The organism is Labilibaculum manganireducens, from assembly GCF_002843385.1.
In the GTDB taxonomy this organism is placed as follows: Bacteria; Bacteroidota; Bacteroidia; order Bacteroidales; family Marinifilaceae; genus Labilibaculum; species Labilibaculum manganireducens.
This window is the reverse complement of sequence record NZ_MVDE01000039.1, coordinates 26,880-48,012: the sequence shown is the minus strand read 5'-3', so window position 1 is coordinate 48,012 and position 21,133 is coordinate 26,880. Positions and strand designations below refer to the sequence as shown.

Sequence of the window (21,133 nt, the reverse complement as noted above, 5' to 3'; positions counted from 1 at the left end):
AGTCATACTTAATAATTGCTTCGAAAACAAACATTAAGATACTGATTCTTAAGGGATTATCCAAACTTAAACACTGCTTATTCTTCTCATTTTCAACATTATAAGTCAAAACTTAACGAACTATTGTTACAGCTATTTTATTAAAATCCCATAAGGCTGGCTATTCCAATAAAAAATGCTCCTAAAACGGCATATATAGAAAGTAAACCAATCAGTATAAATGTAAAATAACCCGATTTTTTATCATCAGGAATAGATAGTATGGGAGATATTCCTTTGTATAGGATGTAAAAGCTAAAAAGGCTTAAAATGGTCAGGTAGTTTATTGTGGGAATTAAAAATGCCAGTGAATTGAATAAAATACCAGGGATAAAGGAGAAACCAACAAGAGTGAAAGCTCGGTTAAATCTATCTTTTTTATCTTTGAATTGTGCAAATTTACTAACAAGAAGTGTGGAAATGTAGATGGATAGAATGGAAAATAAAAATGTTGCACTTGCCGAAAATAAGTGCATATTAATGTGTTGAGAAGGATTTTGGTCGAATAATTGATAACCTGAAAAATTACAAATGGCCATTAAGAATAGTAAGGGGAGCAAAAGGCTTAAGAATAATTGTTTTGGGCTGTGGTCTTCAGTTGCGATCGATTTCCAGGTTTGTTCAGGATGAATAAAAAGGAGTAGACTGTGTTTGTATGCACTTAGGTTTGTCATATTGAATAGAGTTATTGGTGAATTCAAAAAACTTAAAGTAATTTTACTGCGTAGTTTACATACACAGTCTTGTCTTATTGTAAGATAAACATTATCCGGATAAACAAAAACGGATCGTTTTAAGTTCGGAAAAAATATTTAAGATGCAGAATAACCTATTAGTTGTACTAGGAGCAACCGCTACCGGAAAAACAAGTCTGGCTGTAAAGTTGGCAAAGGAATTTAACGGCGAAATCATTAGTGCCGATTCGCGTCAGATTTACCGTGGAATGGATTTGGGTACGGGTAAAGATCTGGATGAATATGTTTTGGATGGAACTCCAATTCCTTATCATTTGATTGACATTGCTGATGCCGGTTATAAATACAACGTTTATGAATTTCAGCAGGATTTTGTAAAGGCTTTTGAGCAGATTACCGCAAAAAAGAAAATGCCTGTTGTTTGCGGAGGAACGGGAATGTATTTGGAGGCAGCCTTGAAAGGCTATAAGCTGATTGCCGTTCCAAAAGATCAGGCCTTTCGGGATACAATGCTTGATAAATCCTTGGATGAGCTAGGCGTTATTCTTCGTTCTTACAAAGAAGTACACAATAATTCCGATTTAGAAACACAAAAAAGAGCCATTCGTGCGATTGAAATAGAACGTTACTATGCTTCACATCCGGAAATTGAAATGGATTACCCGCAGCTGAATCCATTGCTGATAGGAATTAAGTTTGATCGTGAAATTAGACGGGAGAGAATTACTCAGCGCTTAAAAGAGCGGCTAAAATCAGGAATGGTTGAAGAAGTTCAGGCTTTGATGCAATCGGGAGTTTCGGCTGAAGATCTGATATATTATGGTTTGGAATATAAATTTTTAACACAGTATGTTGTTGGCGATCTAACTTACAATGAAATGTTCTGTGGTCTGGAGGTGGCAATTCATCAATTTGCAAAACGGCAAATGACCTGGTTTCGGAAAATGGAACGCAGCGGCTCAAATATACATTGGCTGGATGGTTTTATGCCTTTAGAGGAGAAAGTGCAAAAAGTAAAAGAACTGGCTGCTCTTTAATTCAGGTGTTTTTCAATTTCCGCAAATGTGATCCTTTTAACCTTTAATTGATCCCACTTGGAAAAGGGGAGGGGGATATTTGGTAATTCTTTAATTGCGTCCTCAATTACGTAAACCGAAATGCCGCGTTTGGCTAAACCAACAACAGCAAAGTCTACGCAAACATTGGTTGTAACGCCATACACAAAAACTTTTTTAGGTGCAATTAGTTCCAGTACTGCGTTAGTGTTCTCATTTCCTTGAAATACATCGAAAGCATCTTTTCGAATTACAATATTTCGGTTGATGATAAAATCACGAATGTCCTTCTCCGAATACTTACTATTCCAAAATACTTCTGAAAATGGAGTTTCTGGTATTGTTTCGCTCATGTATTCGGCTCCGGAGGTATTGGCCATACAATGCGGTGGAAAACTTGTAACGAAATCAGGAGTGTCAGACAATTCTTTTGAATTGGCATAATGAAAATCAGCAGTATTAACTACCTGAATATTATTGCTTTTTGCAAAAGCAGTTATTTGCTTTAGAGTAGGTTGAATTTGCTCAGCACCAGGAACGTATAGTTTCCCTGATGCACTCATGAAATCAAATTGAGTGTCAACATTCCAAAATAAAATATCTTTTGCAAACATAGAGTGTTCCTTATTTAAATTTGTATTTACTACAATATTACAACAGCATAAAAAGATATCAAAATCAAAACATTACTTATTCGGTGTAAGACATCTGAAAATTATCACCTTTTAACGGGAGAATTGCATGTAACAACGAATAATTTTCACTCCTGATTAATTCTTTTCTACTTTAATTTTGAAAATCATAGTTGAGAATATTTATGACTAACATAAAAAAGATATCCCCTAGTCGGATTGCTTATCATATATTGTTTTGGGTGCTTGCCTTTACGTTTTGGTTGTTCACCATGTTTGTGGCAAGTAATTTTAAAAACATACTAAGATTAGAACCTGTTTTAATGACATTTGTGTTCAATCTGTGTTTTGCTGCGGCGGTTTATTTTAATCTGCTTATTTTGATTCCATTGCTGTTTAAGAGGCAGCGGTTTTTTCTGTATGTTATTTCCTTGTTGGGAGTGATTTCTTTGGCGGCTTTTTTTATTGATTTTTTGTTGGTTTATCCTTTGGGACGATTTGTGCAGGGGGAACAGTTTTTTGAGGAGTTGACTTTTGTTGTATGGTTCAATTTTGCATTTTTCACATTTATTTATGTTGGGGTTACCAGCTTTCTATCCTTAATGAGGGAGTGGTTTGTTTTGCAAAAATTATCATTTCAATTAAAAGATATTGAAAAGGAGAAACTGGAAGCAGAACTGAAGGCACTGAAGGCTCAGATAAATCCACATTTTCTGTTTAACACGCTAAATAACATTTATTCTCTTACGCTTGATAAGTCGGATAAAGCGCCCGGTTTGGTGTTGAAGTTATCCGATTTAATGCGGTATATTTTGTATGATTGCAATGATCGTTACGTTTTGTTGGAGAAAGAGCTGGAGTTTATAAAGAATTATCTGGATTTACAGAAAATTAGATTGGATGATAGTATTCCGGTAAAAATGGAAGTGAAAGGTGACGCAGCAAGAAGCAAAATTGCCCCTCTCTTGTTTGAACCTCTTATCGAAAATGCATTTAAGCATGGTTCTTACGGAAGGAATAATGGTGGTTTTGTAAATATTCTCTTTAATTTTGAAGATAAGAATCATATTGAATTGTCAATAGAGAACCGATCGGAGAATGGTTGGAATAAAGAGAATGAAAAGAATGGTGGTATTGGAATAAAAAATGTAATTCGTCGGTTGGAGTTACTGTATCCTGAAAAACACCGGCTGGAAATTAAAGATGAGAATAACCTTTTTAAGATTAGCCTGCAAATTGATTTGTCCTAACTAAGTTTAGATCCTATGAAGTTGAAATGTTTAATAGTTGATGATGAGCCGTTGGCACAGCGGGTTTTGGAAAAATATATTTCTGAATTGCCAGGGCTTGAGCTGAAAGGGAAATGCAGCGATGCTATTGAGGCAATGGAAGTCTTGCAGGAGCAAGAGGTCGATCTTATTTTTCTGGATATTAATATGCCTCGTTTGAGCGGAATCAATTTTTTGAAAACCTATAAAAATCCACCCATGGTAGTAATTACCACGGCTTACACGGAGTATGCCTTGGAGAGTTATGAGCTGAATGTATTGGATTATCTGAAAAAACCTTTTTCATTTGAGCGATTTTTACAGGCGGTTCAAAAGGCAGAGGAAAGAGTGAGAGGTGGGGCGGAACCGCAGGAAACAGATAAGGACGAGCGGGAATTTATTTTTGTTAAGGCTAATAAGAAAACCATTAATATTAGTCTCGACTCAATTTTATATGTTGAAGCTTTAGGCGATTACGTTAAGATTTTTACAAAGGAAGGACATGTTGTAACTTATCAATCACTGAAAGGAATTGAGCGTTTACTGCCATCGCATAAATTTTACCGGATTCACAAATCCTACATCGTATCCTTGTCGAAAATTAAATCGATAGAAGGAAACATGGTACACATGGAAAAGAGTACGATTCCAATTGGAAATAATTACAAACAGAGTTTCTTTCAAAGAATACATCCGGCATAATATTATAATCAAGTTCTGTTTTTCAAGAGGTCCTGTGGAATTTTTTGCAGGACCTCTTTTTGTGTGTAAAGCTGTGTTTGTATCTGATTGATTCGCAGTAAAAATGAAGTGTGTATTGTTATGGAATATGAGATGGGTTTAAACTTATAATTTCTACTATGTTTGGAGCATTGAAAACTGGAATTAAGAAGTGTAAATATATTGGGGATTTCATGCTTGTAATTCGCTCCCTTTTTGTTAAATTTAGGCCTGAAAAAGTTGAATTTTTGATTTAAAAAAAATGAAAATCCATGAAAAAACTGACTAATTGCCGTTATATTGCTTTTCTTGTAGTAGTTGTCTTAGCTTTTAACTTTGTTGGCTGTAAGCCAGTTGGTAAAAAGAATACTGAAGGACAGACCGTGAAGCCTTTATTAAAGAAAGCAATTGAGAATGAGGTGAAAGATGTAGTTTATCCTCTTCCAACCACTTTTGAGTTGACCTCGATGTTGAATCGTATTGGTGCTGATTATATATTAGGCCTTTCTAATTCATCAGAGAATGCTGATAAATATTTTACTGAAAAAGCCAGAGCCTTGAATCTTGGTGTGTATAGTGCAGATTTGAGTTATGCAAGTACATATCAGCGCAAGCAGGAAACAATGTTGTTTTTGAAAGCATCAAAAGCTTTGATTGATAATCTGGAAATTACCAGTGCTTATAATGAAACTCTTGTAGAAGAGGTTGAAAAGAATTTGGATGATAAAGATCAGTTGGTGAAAATAATTACAAATTCGTTTTACGATACTTATGAGTTTTTAAATAAGAATGCCAAAGGTAATCTATCACTAATGGTTGTTAGCGGTAGCTTTATTGAAGGGTTGTATATTGCAACTCATATTTCTGAGAATACTTATTCTAATCCGGAAATTGTAAAAGTAATTTTTGATCAAAAGGAAGTTTTGGAGAAATTGCTGTCGGTATTGGAACCAGAGGCTAAGGATCCTAATATTGATTCTTTATTGATAGAATTAAATGGCCTTAAACTTAGCTATGATAAGATTGTTGATGGAAGTATGGATGAAGAACAGCTTAAGGAAATTACCACTAGTGTTGCTAAACTTAGAGATTCTATCGTTCAGTAATTGTTCGATGTAACAAGATATGTGACTGCCTTTCTTTTCGGAAGGCAGTTTTTTTATGCCAAGATCATTGGTTCAACTATCCTTTTGTTTACGAAATAAATTGTATTTTTAAAAATAGTCTGGTAAAGGCAAACCATAAATTCTGAGAAAGTAAATGGGGGAATCGATTTTAAATGCACTAATGCACCTTTTTGCCATTGTTGCCAATGCCAAAGAAGAAGGTGTTTCGCGGGAAGGAAAAGTAATTGTAGAAGGTTTTTTGAATCGCTATGTGAATTTCGAACTCCAGGTTGAGTATCTGCGATTATTTGAGAACTATTCTGAATTCTACCGTCGTGAGATGGAGTATCAGGCAAATGTGCATTCTCAGCAAGCCAATATTCTTTCATTAACAGAGGCCTCCAAGGTTTGTAGTAAGATAAAAGCAGAATTGGTTCAGGAAGAACGTTTGATTGTTTTGCTGCGTTTGCTGGAATTCGTTTATGAAGATAAGATTGTCAGCGAAAATGAATTTGAGTTTATTAGTATTGTTGCGGAAAGCTTTAAAATACCCAGATCTGAATTTATCAATTGTCTTGCTTTTGTTTGGGGTGATACGCTCGATAAATACGACAAAAGTAAGTTCCTGATCATCGATAATAAGGTGACAGAGTGGTCCGAGAATCTGTCTTGGTTCATGAAGAAAGATGTAAAAAAGACAGAAAACGATTTTAAGCATTTGTTCTGTGACAACTTGTATGGAAGAATTGTTGTTCTATTCGCACAGAGTGTGAATTTATTGGTATTCAAATACGAGGGAGAGTTAAATCTTTATCTGGAGGGAAACAAAATAAAACCGGATAAAACTTACCAGTTAAGTAATGGTTCGATAATTAAAGGGCCCAATATTAAATCAATTTATTTCTCGGATATTGCCGGTAAATTTTTGAAGGAAGAGTCGCAGCAGAAAATAATATTCTCGGCTAAGGATATTGAATTTAAGTTTCGAAACTCAAACAATGGAATACACAAATTTAATATTTCGGAAGAGAGTGGGCAGCTGATTGGAATCATGGGAGGAAGTGGTGTTGGTAAGTCCACATTACTCAATGTTTTGAATGGAAATTTAAGTTTAAATTATGGTGAAATTCGTATTAATGATTACGATATTCATAGAAATAAATTGGCAGTTCAGGGATTGATTGGTTTTGTTCCGCAAGACGATTTATTGATTGAGGAATTGAGTGTTTTTCAAAATCTGTATTATAACGCCAAGTTATGCTTTAAGGAGTACAGTGAAATTCAAATCTTGAAAAAAGTATTGAAGATACTTCAGGATTTGGATCTGTATGAAGTGAGAGACCTTAAAGTGGGGAATCCATTAAACAAATTTATTAGCGGCGGACAGCGGAAAAGGATAAATATCGGTTTGGAGCTGATGCGGGAACCGGCTATTCTGTTAGTAGATGAACCTACATCCGGCTTGTCTTCTACCGATTCGGAAATGGTTATGAATCTGCTTAAGAGGCAAACGTTAAAGGGCAAATTGGTAATTGCCAATATTCATCAACCTTCGTCTGGAATATTTAAGATGTTCGATAAGCTTTGGATTCTCGATCGTGGTGGTTATCCTATTTATAACGGCAATCCGATTGATGCAATTGTTTACTTCAAGACTCAGAATTCGCAGGTAAATGCTTCCGAGAGTGAGTGTGTAACTTGTGGAAATGTAAATCCTGAACAGATATTGCAGATTGTTGAAACCAAATTGATTGATGATCAGGGAAAACCAACCCGCGAGAGACGAATTCTTCCAGTGGAGTGGTATCAGAAATATAAGGACAATATAGAATCCAATCATTTGCCATTGCGTGCCGATAAAAAATTACCACAAAGTGATTTTAAGATTCCAGGAAAATTAAAACAATTTTCAATTTTTTGGATTCGGAATGTTCTTTCGAAACTAACCAACAAGCAATACCTGATAATTAATTTGTTTGAGGCGCCACTACTTGCCGTGATATTGGGTTATTTTACAAAGTACACTACCGATGCAGGATATGTGTTTGGTGAGAATAAAAATTTTCCGGTTTTTCTATTCATGTCGGTTGTGGTTTCTATGTTTTTGGGATTAACCGTAAGTGCCGAAGAAATTATTCGGGACAAAAGGATTTTACAACGGGAGAAATTTCTAAACTTATGCAGGCTAAGTTATCTCAGCTCTAAAATCATCTTCTTATTTATTCTCTCTGCAATTCAATCTTTATCTTTTGTATTGGTAGGCAACTATATTTTGGAGGTTGAAGGAATGCTTTTTTCCTATTGGTTGGTATTGTTCACAACTTCATGTTTTTCGAACATGATCGGATTGAATATTTCAGCAGGATTGAATTCCGTGATTACTATTTATATCTTAATTCCTTTAATTCTGGTTCCTCAGCTCTTGTTGGGAGGGGCAATGATTAAATTTGATGATCTGCATGCCGGGATTACTGATAAGGTTTACGTCCCAATTGTTGGCGATTTTATGACTACGCGCTGGGCTTACGAAGCTTTGGCAGTTACTCAGTTTAAAGACAATAAATTTGAGAAACACTTCTTTGAGTTTGACAAAGGAATTAGTGATGCCTCTTTTAAAAGTTCATTTTTGATTCCTAAAATTGAATCTGTTTTACTGGAATGCGAACGAAGTATTGAGTTTGAAAAAAATTCAGACGATACAGAGGATCAATTTGATATGATTCGGAATGAGATTTCTCAATTGGGAAGTGAAGCAGGAATAGATATTTTTCCTGAGTTAAAGAAGTTGAATGTTCACGATTTTAATTTAAATGTTGCCGAACAAACCAGGAGTTTTTTGGATAAGGTAAAGCTTTACTATTTGGGTTTGGCAAGTGAATCTGGTTATAAAAAAGACTTTGAGTATTCCCGTTTGGTCGATTCTTTGGGGCACGATGGTGTTTATGAGTTTAAGCAAAAATATTACAATAATGGTTTGGCTGATTTGGTTTTGAATAAAACGGAAATTAATAAAATGATTGAAGTAGATGATCAATTGATTCAGAAGAAAGATCCTGTTTTAATGTATCCGGATTCTAGATTTGGACGTTCTCATTTTTATTCTCCGGTAAAACGAATCGGCAGTTTTTATATCGATACATTTTGGTTCAATCTTGCTGTAGTTTGGCTGGGCACCGGCTTTTTGTTTCTGTGCTTATGGTCTGATGTGTTAAGAAAAGTAATGAACTACATCGAAGGGATTAAGCTGGTTCATAAAGAAAAGAAACGGAAGTAGCACTTAATTTGAATCAGCTGACAAAGTCATTGAACTTGTTGGAGTTTTATTTTACTACTTTTCGATTCAGATAATTAACAAAAAGCAAACTGCAGGCAATCACAATCATCCCGATAATTGAGAGCAAATCAGGATGTTCATCAGGAAGAATTAACCAGCTTAATGAAGCACCAAAAATTGGGACGATAAATTTCCATGTATTTAAATTGGAAACTTTTACGCCGGGACGTTGCAGCAAACCAAACCAAATGGTGATGGCAAATGCCGAAACCATAGCTAACCAGGCCAGGGAAAAGTAATATTCACCTGGGTAAATCGTAGTCCACGACGGATTTTCGATGGGAATAGAGATTAGCATCAGTACGGCGCCTCCAATGATCATCGAAAAGGAAGCCAGTACCCGTGGAGGCATGTCTTTTGCATCACGCGACACAATTACATTGCCGGTACTTCCTACAATGTTATTAAGGATTAAAATTCCTACGCCAAGTGGAATTGTTGTTGTCAGAACAAAATCAGCCCTGCCCAAACTAATAATACACACGCCGCATATTCCTAAAATAATGGCAAATATTTTTTTCCAGCTCATCTTGTCATTAGTAAGCATAAAATGGGCAAAAATAGCTGCGAACAAAGGTTGCGCACCAATTAACATGGCCGCCAAAGCACCCGGAACAAAACTAATTCCCGTATAGAACAATCCGTAAAGGAAAGTGGTTTGCAGCAAAGCTACCCAAAGAATGAACCGCCATCTTTTTTTCGATTCCTGGATTTTATACTTCAAATCTTTAATGAAGGGAAGAATAATTAATCCCGAAAGGAGAAATCGAATACCAGCAAATTGAAGCGGGGTTGTATATTTTAAACCTATTTTAATTGCTGTAAATGGAGTTGCCCAAAGCAAGCACGCAAAAATGGCCAATACGGTAGTCGAGAATAGGAATTTCTTCATGGGGCTCGGTAAATTTTCTGTAAACTTAGGGATTTTTAGTTGATCTCTGAGAAGAAGTGTGTTTTAATATTTACGTAGTTTATTGTGTTATATAAATAACTAAACCGATACGTTTAAGCTATTAATACAATATAAAATAGCATATAAATAGTAGTTATTACTAATTATAAGGTGTAAAAATAATTTTAATGATAAGATGATGTAATTTATTAGTTGTAAAATATATGTATCTTAATGGTTTATTATTTTAGTACAGAAAAATAATCCGATGAATCAACAATTATTAGCACATGCCAAAGCAATTGAGGTAGGAATGATTGCAATTGCGATAGTAGACTTCTGGAAAATGAAGAAGCCAAAAATAAATGATCACCTGCACCTGAATCTGGAAGAGTTAAACATTCAAAATAAGATTCTTCAAGATTCATTTGGAACCGTGCGTAATGGCGCTTATACTTTGGAGATGAAAAAGCTGAATAGTCAAATAGCAAGTTTATTTGTTGGCTTAAAGTATATGATAAAGGCTTACTTACATCATCCCGATAAGGAGATTGTAAACAGTGCAGGGAGAGTTTGGGGGCAACTTGCAGCCATTGGTGCAGATACTCACAAGAAAAATCTGGAAAAAAAAATTTCTGGTTTGCAAATATTAATTGAGAGACTATTATCAGGAAAACTAAAACCTGATACCGATAAACTAAAGGGAATCGAGAAGTATTTAACTGTTTTACACCTGAGCCTTGATCAATTGACAGCGCTTTACCGATTAACCAATAATGAGCAGGTTAAACGTAAACAAAGCGTGCAGACAACGGCACAGGCTCATAAGGTGCATCGAATATTAAATGATGATATTTTTCCTTTTTTATTCACTTTCCGACAGGTAGATCCTGATAATTATGGGCCCTTAGCCAGGCTCGCCGAAATCGAATTGGCGGATATAAACAAGGTAATAAGAGCACGAAGAACCAGATGGGCAAATAGGAAGAAAGAGGATGAAAGAATTTGAATTCTCTTCCATTGTTCAGTTTTTGTTGTTTCTATTGAGCGGTAAAGACGATGATTTTTAAATTTAAATGGAAATAAAAATCCCCATCAGATTTTCGTTTGATGGGGATTCGGTATTGTAAATTTCTTTAAATTCTATTTTGCTTCTTTCACATATTTGTCAAGCCAGTTGGCGAAAGTGCGCTGCCATAAAATTCCGTTTTGAACGCCCAAAACCCAATGGTTTTCTTCAGGTAAATGAAGAAACTGAGCAGGGATTCCGCGCAGACGTGCTGCATTAAATGCCTGCATTCCCTGCGATTCAACAATGCGGTAATCTTTTCCGCCGTGTATAACTAAAATCGGAGTATCCCAATTCTGAACAAATTTATGTGGTGAATTAGCATAAGAGCGTTGAGCAATCTTGTTGTCTTTCTCCCAGAAAGGACCGCCAAGATCCCAGTTTACAAACCACATTTCTTCGGTTTCTAAATACTGAGCTTCCAAATTGAACATGCCGTCGTGAGCAATAAATGCTTTGAATCTTTTTTCGTGGTGTCCGGCCAGCCAGTATGCTGAAAATCCACCGTAAGAAGCGCCAACGCAACCCAAACGGTTTTCGTCAACAAACGGTTCTTGTTTTACTGCATCAATAGCACTTAAGTAATCTTTCATGTTTTGACCGCCATAGTCGCCGGAAATTTGTTCATTCCACTCCTGTCCAAAACCGGGCAAGCCTCTTCGGTTGGGTGCCACTACAATGTAGTCATTGGCTGCCATCATCTGGAAATTCCAGCGGTAACTCCAAAACTGTGAAACTGTTCCCTGCGGACCACCTTGACAATAAAGCAAAGCAGGATATTTTTTGCTGGCATCGAAATGAGGAGGATAAATTACCCAAACCAACATTTGTTTGTTGTCGGTGGTGGTGATCCATCTTTTTTCAACCTTGCCCATTTCAAGTTGGTCAAGAATATTTTTATTCACAAATGAAATCTCTTTTGCTTCACCCGTTGCCGGATTTACATTGTAGATTTCAGCTGGTTTCGACATCGATACTTTGGTTGCAATTAGTGCATCACCGGCAATGTGTATTGTATGGTAATCGTGAATGCCTTCTGTTATTTGTTTGATATTGCCATCGTCCAGGTCAAGTTTGTAGATTTCCTGAACGGCATGCCATCCCGAAATAAAATAAATACTTTTGCTGTCGGCAGTCCAGGTTAATGATTGAGCATTCTGATCGAAATCTTTTGTGTAGAAAGTTTTTTCGCCGGTAGCCAAATCCATTACAAATAAGCGGTTTTTATCAGCTTCGTAACCATCTCTTTCCATGCTTTCCCAAGCCATCTTGCTGCCGTCGGGCGAGAATACCGGGTTCATATCGTAGCCCATCATTCCTTGCGTCATGTTTTTGGTTTCGCCGGAAGCGATATCATAAAAGTAGATGTCCGAATTGGTCGATTTTGCATATTCCACACCCTGTAATTTGCGGGACACATAGGCAAGGGTTTTTGAATCGGGTGACCAGGCTGTTTGTTCGGTTCCGCCAAATGGTTTTACCGGAGCCGACCATTTTTCACCAGGCATAATATCTTTTCCTGATGTGATTTTTTCACTGTAATCAGCAAGGAAAATGTGAGTGTATGTATCTACCCAGCTGTCCCAGTGGCGGTAGTTCATGTCGTTAATTACGCGGGCATTTGCTTTCGGAAGATCCGGATATAAATCTTTTACCGCTTTTTCCAATTGTACTTCTTTCAGATAGAATATTTTACTCATGTCAGGTGAGTAATTGAATGCATCAATGCCTCCTTCAATATCCGAAACCTGAACAGGATTGGTTCCGTCAGGATTCATTTCCCACATTTGAGTGGTTCCGCTGGCAGAGCTAATGTATGCGATTTTTTTGCCGTCAGGCCTCCAAATTTCGTTGAATTCCTTTTTTTCTGTATTTGTTAACTGAACAGGCTCGCCACCTTCAACAGGAAGAGTATATAAATCTCGGTACGAGCGGTTTTCTTCTTTGTTGAAATAGCTTACTCCGTATAAGATTGTTTTGCCGTCAGGGGAAATGTTCTCTCCGCCAAGACGTCCGAATGACCATAAAACTTCAGGAGTCATTACATCCGACTCTAGTTTGGTTTCCGGTGTTTTGTACGATGAATCGTCTTTTGGTTCCTCAGCTTTTTGTTGACAGGATGATAATCCTGTAACAATTGCCAAGCCTAACAAAAGTTTTTTGTTTGTCATGATTGTATAGGTTTGTTGTGTTAATTTATTTCAGCACCGTAAATGTAAGAAATACGAAGAACATTTAATAATTGATTTGTTCGTACTATAAAGACGCGATATGTTCTAAGTTTAGATAGAAGGTGTTTTCGTTTTATAAGAAAAAAGACCCTCAATTTTATTGAGAGTCTTTCTATGTATTTTTTTGCAGAAAAATTATACTGCAGCTATTGGATTATTGATTGCTTCAATAATTTTAGCTTCTAATTCTTCAGCCAATTCAACATTGTCAATAAGAAGTTTTCTTACTCCTTCGCGACCTTGTCCTAATTTAGTATCGCCATAAGAAAACCATGATCCACTCTTTTTAATTACGTTGTAAGTAACCCCAAGATCGATGATTTCACCTGTTTTGGAAATTCCTTCCCCGTAAATAATGTCAAATTCAGCTTTTCGAAATGGAGGAGCAACTTTATTTTTCACAACCTTAACACGGGTGTGATTACCGTTCACTTCATCACCATCTTTAATTTGTCCGATTCTTCTGATATCCAGACGAACAGAAGAGTAAAATTTAAGTGCATTACCACCGGTTGTAGTTTCAGGGTTGCCAAACATCACACCAATTTTTTCACGCAATTGATTGATGAAAATACAGGTTGTGTTGGTTCTGTTGATGTTCGCTGTAAGTTTACGTAAAGCCTGAGACATCAAACGGGCTTGAAGTCCCATTTTCGATTCACCCATTTCGCCTTCAATTTCAGCTTTAGGAGTTAAAGCTGCAACCGAGTCAATAACAATTATATCAATTGCAGATGAGCGGATCAGCTGGTCAGCAATCTCTAAAGCCTGCTCCCCATTATCCGGTTGAGAGATCAATAAGTTTTCAGTATCAACACCTAATTTTTCAGCATATGCACGATCAAATGCATGCTCTGCATCAATAATGGCAGCAATACCTCCTGCTTTTTGTGCTTCAGCAATAGCGTGAATGGCCAGAGTAGTTTTACCTGAAGATTCCGGTCCGTATATTTCAATGATTCTTCCTCTTGGAAGTCCGCCCACACCTAATGCCATATCTAAGGATAGAGATCCTGTTGAAATGGTTGCAATATCTTCAACGGCATTGTCACCCATTTTCATAATGGCACCTTTACCGTAGGTTTTATCAATTTTCTCCATGGTTAACTGGAGTGCTTTTAGCTTTTCCTTGTTGATTTCTACAACTTCTTTTGCGCTCATAATATATTTTCAATTATTTATTTTCTACACTAAGTCCATTTCAGATAAAATCTGATTGGTATGATCTTTTGTTTGTACTTTGGTAAATACTTTCTCAATAATTCCTTCTTCCGAAATTACAAAAGTTGTTCTCAAAACTCCCATATAAGTTTTTCCGTATAACTTTTTCTCACCCCAGGCACCATATGCTTCTAAAATTTCTTTTTCTGTATCAGCAATTAAATTAAATGCTAAATTATACTTTGCAGCAAATTTTTGGTGCGATGATATTTTGTCCGGACTTACCCCAATTACTTCAAATCCTTTTTTTGTTAGATCATCGTAGTTTTCGTTTAAATTACACGATTCCGCAGTGCATCCGGGAGTATTGTCTTTCGGATAAAAGTACAGAATGACTTTTTTGCCTTTGAAATCAGAAAGTTTTATTTCTTTCTCATTTTGATTTAAACCAGTGAATTCCGGTGCGTTATCTCCTTCTTTTAAGTTTGTCATGGATTCAGAATTTGAATTGCAAATATACCTTTATATGCATAGAGGCACGAATTTTTAGCGTTAAAATTATCAACCACTGAAGTTAAAAAAAAAAGCTTCTAAAACATGATGAATGGATTTCTTTTTTATTTTTTCAACTCGTTATTTTGTTAATCTTAATCTCTGTTTTGTTATTTCGTACTTACACATTATATATTATCTTTGTTATAAAATAATTACTATCTTAACTTTTTGTTAGATCCTGCATATTACAAGAGGTTTTTGTTGATGTAAATGATACGTTGCAGGAGGTTTATTGTTTTTTGGTTGTTAATTGGAGGGAAGCATTCTTTGTTTTCCCAATTTCCATTTTCAAGAAATTGATTCTATGAATAATAAAATGAGATTACACTACAGTTTACTTTTTCTTTCTTTTTTCTTCCTCCAGTTTTCGGTTGCACAAAGCTTTAGTGGAGGGAAAACAGAACAGCAGATTGAGCAGGAGGCTTTTACATTCTTCGACGGGGAGAATTTTATTAATGCATTGCCGTTGTATCAGGAATTAATAAATGTGTATCCTCAGGATCCGGAATACAATTATTATCTGGGAGTTTGTCAGGTTGAAGTGAATGAAAATATAAAGGAGGCAATTCAGCATCTTAAGATTGCATCAACGAAAAATGTAAATGCATCGGTTCCATATTATTTGGGACGGGCTTTTCATATGAATTATGAGTTTAATTCCGCAATAAGGTATTATCGGAAGTTTCGCGAATATTATAAAAAGAAATCGATTGGTATCGATCGGTTAATTGAGATGTGTCAGAATGGTTTACCTCTGGTAAATTCGTATTATGTGGTTGATGTAAAAAATAAAAAGGTAGTAAACAGGAGTGAATTTTTTAGATACTACGATATTGAAGGTTTTGAGGACCGGTTGTCAAAGAAAGATAAATCTCTTACATCCAGATATGATGGTGAAGGAGATAAAGAGGTAGCTTGTCTGGCAAATAAAGGACAGTATATTTACTTTTCAAGTTATGGGAAAAATAAAAAGACAGGACGGGATTTGTATCGTGCCAAACGCTTAAGAAGCGGTGGATGGGGAGAATGGGAAGCACTAAACTCTCTAAATACTGTTTACGATGAAGCATATCCGTTTATGTCGAATGACGGAAGAACTCTTTACTTCTGCTCTCAAGGTCACACTAGTATGGGAGGATTTGATATTTTCAGATCGGTGTACAATGAAATATCTGACACTTGGAGTGAACCTCAAAATATGGGATTTCCGATTAACTCGACATCTAACGATTTGTTTTTTGCAACTGATTTGAACGATGAGTATGCCTGTTTTACTTCAAGCAGGGAGAATGGGAAGGATGAAGTAACTATCTACAAAATAAAATTAGCTGATTATCCGGAACAAAAAGTAGTGATGAACCCTGATCTGTTATCCAATATTGCAATATTAAATGTGGGCAGCAGTAATGTCGATGGAAATTTATTTGAACAAGGTGCGGAAGAACCTTCTTATTCGATGAAATATAACAAAGAAGATTTTCCATACTTTAATTTTCCGGTTACCAGTGAATTGACGTATCATTATTTGAATGAGTTTAAATCGAGCGAGGCCAGGGAGATTTTTATTGAAGCTAAAAATGACCAGTTTAATTCGGATAGTTTAATTGATGGGACGGAAGATTTAAGAAGCCAGTTGAATGGTTTGGAAGGAATGCCTCATAATGTTTTGGCTAATAAGATTTCTAAACTGGAACAGAAGTCCTTCGAATTGAGTAAGCAGGCCGAAAATAAATTATTGAAGGCTCAATCTCAGGAATCAGATTATCTGAATAAAAATATTATTGGAACTGTCACCGCAGAGGTGCACGCTCCTTCCAGGAAAGGACAATTGGTAATGAGTTCGGAAATAATTCCTTCCACAAATTCAAGGTCTGGTGCTAAAATTGTGAATAAAACTGAGGATGGATATGTTTATCATTTGCAGGTCGGCGTATTCTCTAACAGAGCAGAATCAAGCTTCTTCTCAGGTTTAGATGACGTGAAGGAAGAAATTGTTGGAAATGGGAAATTGTATAAATACATGGTAGGAATTTACTCAACATTTGCTGACGCAAAGAAAAAAATTCCTGAAGTTCGTCAATTGTTTCCCAATGCTTTTGTTGTAGCTTATAAGGATGGTATTAAAACCAGTTTAAGTGCAGCAATTAAGGCAACCGATCAGGATTATAAGCCTGAGCCTCAACCTGTGGCTGCTGTTGTTAATACAAAGGCAATCCAGACAGTTACAGATGATCAGGTTAATTTTAGAGTTCAGGTGGGAGCATATTCCGGTGAAGTTCCTGAGGATGTTAAGTTAAAATTGGAAAATTTCTCAAAGTACCCAATAGACTATTCCAAAGATTACAGAGGGTATACGATTTGCACTGTTGGTAATTTTGATTCTTACAGCAAAGTGAGTAAATTGAAAATGGAACTTCGTGAGGCCGGTTTAGTGGATGCTTTTACTGTGGCATTTTCAGATAACGATAAAATAACTATTCAGCAAGCACTCGAAATACTTAGACAATAATAGAGGAGATTGATAATGTTAGGGATTAATAAAACACATACAGATAAAGAAGAGAGCGATGCAATCAGCGATCTTTTAAACCGCAATACATTGATGCTGATTAATGATGATTTTCATACCTTCGATTTTGTTGTTGATGCATTGGTTGATGTTTGCAGTCATAATCCTGATCAGGCAGAACAGTGCGCTTACATCACTCACTATAAGGGGAAGTGTGATGTGAAAAAAGGAGATATGAGCACCATTAAACCTATGAGGGATAGGTTAGCAGAAAAAGGATTGAAAGTAAATATTGTTTAGCTTCAAATAAACCAGATTTATAACAAATGACAGCATTAATCATTGTACTTCTTATCGTATTTGGTATTGTTCTTTTACTGTTGGAGTTTTTGGTAATTCCAGGAATTACAGTTGCGGCCTTGGGAGGTGTGGTAATGATAGTCGGAGGTATTTATATGTCTTATCACCATTATGGAAATTCTATAGGACACCTTACTGTTTTGTCTGCTGTTGTTTTTAGTGGGATATCTTTGGTTTTAGCCTTAAAGTCGCAAACGTGGAATAAAATAATGCTAAATACAGAAGTCGATTCTAAAGTTCAAAAACTGGATGATGAAAATATTACTATTGGTGATCAGGGGATTTGTGTTTCACGTCTTGCACCAATGGGAAAGGTGAAGTTGGATAATAAAATTGTTGAAGCAAGATCTACAGGTACTTATGTTGATGAAAAAACAAAGGTTGTTGTTGTTGGTATTGTTGATAAGATTGTAATTGTAAAACCTATCTAAAATAAATCAAATGGAAATTGGTGCATTAATAATGTTAATTGTCGCCGTTGGGGTTGGAATATACATACTATTCTATTTCGTCCCAGTTGGTCTTTGGTTTTCAGCTCTGTTATCAGGAGTTAAAATTTCTTTACTTCAGCTCGTGTTTATGAGATGGAGGAAAGTTCCGCCAAAAGTGATTGTAAGTGCCTTAATTGAAGGTACAAAAGCAGGCTTGATTTTGAATCGGGATGAACTGGAAGCTCACTATTTGGCTGGAGGTCGTGTCGCTCAGGTAACGCATGCTCTGGTGTCAGCTTCAAAAGCTAATATCGATTTGACGTTTAAAATGGCTACGGCCATTGATTTGGCCGGTAGAGATGTGTATGAAGCCGTTCAAATGAGTGTTATTCCTAAAGTCATCAATACTCCTCCTGTAACAGCCGTTTCTAAAGATGGTATTCAGCTAATAGCTAAGGCCAGGGTTACTTTACGTGCTAATATCCGGCAATTGGTTGGAGGAGCAGGAGAAGAAACTGTGTTGGCAAGGGTAGGAGAAGGAATCGTATCTTCAATTGGGTCAAGCGAATCTCATAAAACGGTTCTTGAAAATCCTGATTTTATTTCACGTGTAGTGCTGGAGAAAGGATTGGACGCTGGTACCGCTTTTGAAATTTTATCGATTGATATTGCTGATATCGATATAGGAAAAAATATTGGAGCGGTGCTGCAAACAGATCAGGCTGAAGCCGACTTAAAAATAGCACAGGCAAAAGCAGAAGAGAGAAGAGCCATGGCTGTTGCTCTTGAGCAGGAAAATAAGGCATTGGCACAGCAAATGCGGGCAAAGGTGATTGAAGCGGAGGCAGAAGTTCCCCGGGCAATGGCCGAAGCTTTTCGAAATGGTCAATTGGGGATTATGGATTATTACCGAATGAAGAATATCGAAGCAGATACTAACATGAGGGATAATATTGCAAATCCATCAGATAAAGGGAAAAAGAAATAAATAAAATGATATAATTTCAATTGGAACCGGGGAGTATTCGTATACTTTCCGGTTTTATTTTGGGTAATTTGAAAAAAAAATGAAATGAATCTCATTGATTTATAATTTACTATAATCCAAAGCGCTGAAATCTTCTATTAATGGGAGGTAAATATTTTGCACATCTGAATTTTTTACATACTTTTGCTACCGCAAGATCAGGAGAGGTGGGTGAGTGGCTGAAACCACCAGTTTGCTAAACTGACGTACGGGAAACTGTACCGGGGGTTCGAATCCCCCTCTCTCCGCAATTTTTTCTATGAAGATGGAAAATGGAGTTGGTGAAATTTATTTCTCCTTCCGCAAATTTTCGGGGTGTAGCGTAGCCCGGTTATCGCGCCTGCTTTGGGAGCAGGAGGTCGCAGGTTCGAATCCTGCCACCCCGACGAAAATTTTTCAGAGGAGTTTAAAAACTTCTCTTTTTTTATCTAAATAGAGTACCGGAATGAAAGTTTCGGGGTGTAGCGTAGCCCGGTTATCGCGCCTGCTTTGGGAGCAGGAGGTCGCAGGTTCGAATCCTGCCACCCCGACAATATTTTAGAGAAGTTTTAAAGCTTTTCTTTATCAAATAGAATACCGGATTAAGTTCCGGGGTGTAGCGTAGCCCGGTTATCGCGCCTGCTTTGGGAGCAGGAGGTCGCAGGTTCGAATCCTGCCACCCCGACAAAAAAGAGAGATCATTTGGTTTCTCTTTTTTTGTGCAAAATATTTTCAAATGGCATATTGAGAATCTATTGACTTTCTTACATTTGCATCCAACTTACACAACAACAACAACAAAACGTCATAATGGAATCAATAAAAGAACTTTATCGAATTGGGTACGGACCTTCGAGTAGTCATACAATGGGACCGCGGAAAGCAGCAGAACAGTTTTTGCTGCGCCATCCTAACGCAGATAAATATGAAGTAACTCTGTTTGGCAGTCTGGCAGCTACAGGTAAGGGGCATTTAACGGGTGTTGCAATTGAAAAGGTATTTGAGGAGAAAGATCTGGATTTGATTTGGAAGCCTGAAGAGTTTTTGAAAAGGCATCCTAATGCGTTGTGTTTTAAAGCTTTTTCTGCATCAGATGAGTTAATTGAAGAATGGACTGCTTACAGCATTGGCGGTGGAGCAATAATAGATGACAACAGTGAGGTGTCTGCCCAAAAAATATATGGGTTGACCACAATGGATGAAATATTAGAGTGGTGCAAAAGCAATAAAAAGCAACTTTGGGAGTACGTGGAATTGATGGAGGGAGATGGTATTTGGGACTATCTGGATGAGGTTTGGACTGCAATGAAAAAGGCTGTAAAAAGAGGGATGAATAAAGAAGGTGAACTTCCGGGAGGTTTAGAGCTGGAGCGCAAGTCTCATTCATATCGATTAAAAGCGAAAACTTTAAGCGGACCTATGAGAAAACGATCCATGTTGTATTCATTTGCCTTGGCTGTTTCAGAAGAAAATTCTAGTGGAGGTGTAATTGTAACTGCTCCAACATGTGGAGCCTGTGGTGTTTTACCTGCAGTTCTTTACTATCATAAGAAATTCTATAAGTTTGGGAAAAAGGATGTGTTGAAAGCTTTAGCAACCGCGGGCTTAATTGGAAATTTGGTTAAGACCAATGCTTCGATTTCGGGAGCAGAAGTTGGTTGTCAGGGAGAAGTGGGTACAGCTTGTGCCATGGCTTCCGGAGCTGCGACTCAGTTGCATGGAGGAACTGTATATCAGGTTGAATATTCTGCCGAAATGGGTTTGGAACATCATCTGGGACTTACTTGTGATCCTGTTCTTGGTTTGGTTCAAATACCATGTATTGAACGCAATGTTTTTGCAGCAGCACGCGCATTAAACCACAATACCTACGCTTTGCTTTCAGATGGCCGTCACAGAATTAGTTTTGATCAGGTAACTGAAACAATGATGAAAACCGGACTTGATTTACCTTACACGTACAAAGAAACATCTTTGGGAGGATTGGCTTCATTAAAGGTCTTTAATTATAAATAAAGCACGAATAAGATGAGCTTGATTCTATTATAAATCAAGCTCATCTCTTTAATA

17 protein-coding genes and 4 tRNA genes are annotated in these 21,133 nt (G+C 36.8%); 15 read left to right on the top strand and 6 right to left on the bottom strand.

Annotation, left to right across the window (positions count from 1 at the left end; translation table 11 throughout):
* Positions 1-140: 140 nt before the first annotated feature.
* Positions 141-713 (bottom strand): Yip1 family protein, encoded by a 573-nt coding sequence (locus BZG01_RS18370; protein WP_101311303.1) that lies wholly within the window; start codon positions 711-713, stop codon positions 141-143.
* Positions 714-856: 143 nt separating this feature from the next.
* On the opposite strand from BZG01_RS18370, the gene miaA reads away from it, so the two are divergent.
* Entirely contained in the window at positions 857-1,771 is a 915-nt protein-coding gene (gene miaA / locus BZG01_RS18365) for a tRNA (adenosine(37)-N6)-dimethylallyltransferase MiaA (RefSeq protein WP_101311302.1), read from the top strand.
* On the opposite strand, the gene BZG01_RS18360 is transcribed toward miaA, so the two are convergent.
* Positions 1,768-2,403 carry a cysteine hydrolase family protein gene (locus BZG01_RS18360; protein WP_101311301.1) on the bottom strand — a complete coding sequence of 212 codons (636 nt, stop codon included), beginning with the start codon at positions 2,401-2,403 and terminating at the stop codon, positions 1,768-1,770. The two genes, miaA and BZG01_RS18360, sit on opposite strands and share 4 nt — an antisense overlap.
* 203 nt (positions 2,404-2,606) lie before the next feature.
* Between BZG01_RS18360 and BZG01_RS18355 the strand changes: the two genes are divergently transcribed.
* The 4 genes from BZG01_RS18355 to BZG01_RS18340 all read left to right on the top strand — a co-directional run bounded on the left by BZG01_RS18355 (position 2,607) and on the right by BZG01_RS18340 (position 8,789).
* Positions 2,607-3,671 carry a sensor histidine kinase gene (locus BZG01_RS18355; protein WP_101311300.1) on the top strand — a complete coding sequence of 355 codons (1,065 nt, stop codon included), beginning with the start codon at positions 2,607-2,609 and terminating at the stop codon, positions 3,669-3,671.
* Between the two features lie 15 nt (positions 3,672-3,686).
* Entirely contained in the window at positions 3,687-4,391 is a 705-nt protein-coding gene (locus tag BZG01_RS18350; protein ID WP_218973162.1) for a LytR/AlgR family response regulator transcription factor, read from the top strand.
* A gap of 290 nt (positions 4,392-4,681) precedes the next feature.
* Entirely contained in the window at positions 4,682-5,515 is an 834-nt protein-coding gene (locus BZG01_RS18345; RefSeq protein WP_101311299.1) for a hypothetical protein, read from the top strand.
* Between the two features lie 154 nt (positions 5,516-5,669).
* Positions 5,670-8,789, top strand: a complete 3,120-nt coding sequence (locus BZG01_RS18340; protein WP_101311298.1) for an ATP-binding cassette domain-containing protein — start codon at positions 5,670-5,672, stop codon at positions 8,787-8,789.
* A 46-nt stretch (positions 8,790-8,835) separates the two neighbouring features.
* Here BZG01_RS18340 and BZG01_RS18335 read toward each other — a convergent pair whose 3' ends face one another.
* A complete protein-coding gene (locus tag BZG01_RS18335; RefSeq protein WP_101311297.1) occupies positions 8,836-9,741 on the bottom strand; it encodes a DMT family transporter in 906 nt (301 codons plus the stop codon).
* Between the two features lie 268 nt (positions 9,742-10,009).
* Between BZG01_RS18335 and BZG01_RS18330 the strand changes: the two genes are divergently transcribed.
* Entirely contained in the window at positions 10,010-10,750 is a 741-nt protein-coding gene (locus BZG01_RS18330) for a DUF6261 family protein (protein WP_101311296.1), read from the top strand.
* Positions 10,751-10,884: 134 nt separating this feature from the next.
* Here the strand turns inward: BZG01_RS18330 and dpp5 are convergent, their stop codons facing one another.
* The 3 genes from dpp5 to bcp all read right to left on the bottom strand — a co-directional run bounded on the left by dpp5 (position 10,885) and on the right by bcp (position 14,694).
* A complete protein-coding gene (dpp5, locus tag BZG01_RS18325) occupies positions 10,885-12,981 on the bottom strand; it encodes a dipeptidyl-peptidase Dpp5 (protein WP_101311295.1) in 2,097 nt (698 codons plus the stop codon).
* A gap of 195 nt (positions 12,982-13,176) precedes the next feature.
* Entirely contained in the window at positions 13,177-14,202 is a 1,026-nt protein-coding gene (gene recA, locus BZG01_RS18320) for a recombinase RecA (protein WP_101311294.1), read from the bottom strand.
* Positions 14,203-14,226: 24 nt separating this feature from the next.
* Positions 14,227-14,694, bottom strand: coding sequence for a thioredoxin-dependent thiol peroxidase (gene bcp / locus BZG01_RS18315; RefSeq protein WP_101311293.1), 468 nt, complete (start codon positions 14,692-14,694; stop codon positions 14,227-14,229).
* Positions 14,695-15,061: 367 nt separating this feature from the next.
* Between bcp and BZG01_RS18310 the strand changes: the two genes are divergently transcribed.
* The 9 genes from BZG01_RS18310 (at position 15,062) to BZG01_RS18270 (ending at position 21,079) form a co-directional block, all read left to right on the top strand.
* Positions 15,062-17,266 (top strand): PD40 domain-containing protein, encoded by a 2,205-nt coding sequence (locus BZG01_RS18310; protein WP_101311292.1) that lies wholly within the window; start codon positions 15,062-15,064, stop codon positions 17,264-17,266.
* 15 nt (positions 17,267-17,281) lie between these two features.
* A complete protein-coding gene (locus BZG01_RS18305) occupies positions 17,282-17,566 on the top strand; it encodes an ATP-dependent Clp protease adaptor ClpS (RefSeq protein ID WP_101311291.1) in 285 nt (94 codons plus the stop codon).
* 26 nt (positions 17,567-17,592) lie between these two features.
* Entirely contained in the window at positions 17,593-18,057 is a 465-nt protein-coding gene (locus BZG01_RS18300) for an NfeD family protein (protein ID WP_101311290.1), read from the top strand.
* A 10-nt stretch (positions 18,058-18,067) separates the two neighbouring features.
* Positions 18,068-19,045: a flotillin-like protein FloA gene (floA, locus tag BZG01_RS18295; protein WP_101311289.1), complete on the top strand. Its 978-nt coding sequence runs from the start codon at positions 18,068-18,070 to the stop codon at positions 19,043-19,045.
* Positions 19,046-19,245: 200 nt separating this feature from the next.
* Positions 19,246-19,332: transfer RNA gene (locus tag BZG01_RS18290), tRNA-Ser, on the top strand.
* A gap of 63 nt (positions 19,333-19,395) precedes the next feature.
* Positions 19,396-19,470, top strand: a tRNA-Pro gene (locus BZG01_RS18285).
* A 69-nt stretch (positions 19,471-19,539) separates the two neighbouring features.
* Positions 19,540-19,614, top strand: a tRNA-Pro gene (locus tag BZG01_RS18280).
* A gap of 59 nt (positions 19,615-19,673) precedes the next feature.
* A tRNA-Pro gene (locus BZG01_RS18275) sits at positions 19,674-19,748 on the top strand.
* A 125-nt stretch (positions 19,749-19,873) separates the two neighbouring features.
* On the top strand, positions 19,874-21,079 hold the full coding sequence (locus tag BZG01_RS18270) for an L-serine ammonia-lyase (protein WP_101311288.1): 1,206 nt from the start codon (positions 19,874-19,876) through the stop codon (positions 21,077-21,079).
* Positions 21,080-21,133: the final 54 nt, after the last annotated feature.

Excerpts from the sequence above, each read along its gene's own strand:
- recA (WP_101311294.1), bottom strand. The coding sequence starts at position 14,202 with ATGAGCGCAAAAGAAGTTGTAGAAATCAACAAGGAAAAGCTAAAAGCA.
- miaA (WP_101311302.1), top strand. The coding sequence starts at position 857 with ATGCAGAATAACCTATTAGTTGTACTAGGAGCAACCGCTACCGGAAAA.
- BZG01_RS18360 (WP_101311301.1), bottom strand. The coding sequence starts at position 2,403 with ATGTTTGCAAAAGATATTTTATTTTGGAATGTTGACACTCAATTTGAT.
- BZG01_RS18330 (WP_101311296.1), top strand. The coding sequence starts at position 10,010 with ATGAATCAACAATTATTAGCACATGCCAAAGCAATTGAGGTAGGAATG.
- BZG01_RS18370 (WP_101311303.1), bottom strand. The coding sequence starts at position 713 with ATGACAAACCTAAGTGCATACAAACACAGTCTACTCCTTTTTATTCAT.
- BZG01_RS18335 (WP_101311297.1), bottom strand. The coding sequence starts at position 9,741 with ATGAAGAAATTCCTATTCTCGACTACCGTATTGGCCATTTTTGCGTGC.
- BZG01_RS18305 (WP_101311291.1), top strand. The coding sequence starts at position 17,282 with ATGTTAGGGATTAATAAAACACATACAGATAAAGAAGAGAGCGATGCA.
- BZG01_RS18300 (WP_101311290.1), top strand. The coding sequence starts at position 17,593 with ATGACAGCATTAATCATTGTACTTCTTATCGTATTTGGTATTGTTCTT.
- BZG01_RS18355 (WP_101311300.1), top strand. The coding sequence starts at position 2,607 with ATGACTAACATAAAAAAGATATCCCCTAGTCGGATTGCTTATCATATA.
- BZG01_RS18310 (WP_101311292.1), top strand. The coding sequence starts at position 15,062 with ATGAATAATAAAATGAGATTACACTACAGTTTACTTTTTCTTTCTTTT.
- BZG01_RS18345 (WP_101311299.1), top strand. The coding sequence starts at position 4,682 with ATGAAAAAACTGACTAATTGCCGTTATATTGCTTTTCTTGTAGTAGTT.
- BZG01_RS18270 (WP_101311288.1), top strand. The coding sequence starts at position 19,874 with ATGGAATCAATAAAAGAACTTTATCGAATTGGGTACGGACCTTCGAGT.
- BZG01_RS18340 (WP_101311298.1), top strand. The coding sequence starts at position 5,670 with ATGGGGGAATCGATTTTAAATGCACTAATGCACCTTTTTGCCATTGTT.
- dpp5 (WP_101311295.1), bottom strand. The coding sequence starts at position 12,981 with ATGACAAACAAAAAACTTTTGTTAGGCTTGGCAATTGTTACAGGATTA.
- floA (WP_101311289.1), top strand. The coding sequence starts at position 18,068 with ATGGAAATTGGTGCATTAATAATGTTAATTGTCGCCGTTGGGGTTGGA.
- BZG01_RS18350 (WP_218973162.1), top strand. The coding sequence starts at position 3,687 with ATGAAGTTGAAATGTTTAATAGTTGATGATGAGCCGTTGGCACAGCGG.
- bcp (WP_101311293.1), bottom strand. The coding sequence starts at position 14,694 with ATGACAAACTTAAAAGAAGGAGATAACGCACCGGAATTCACTGGTTTA.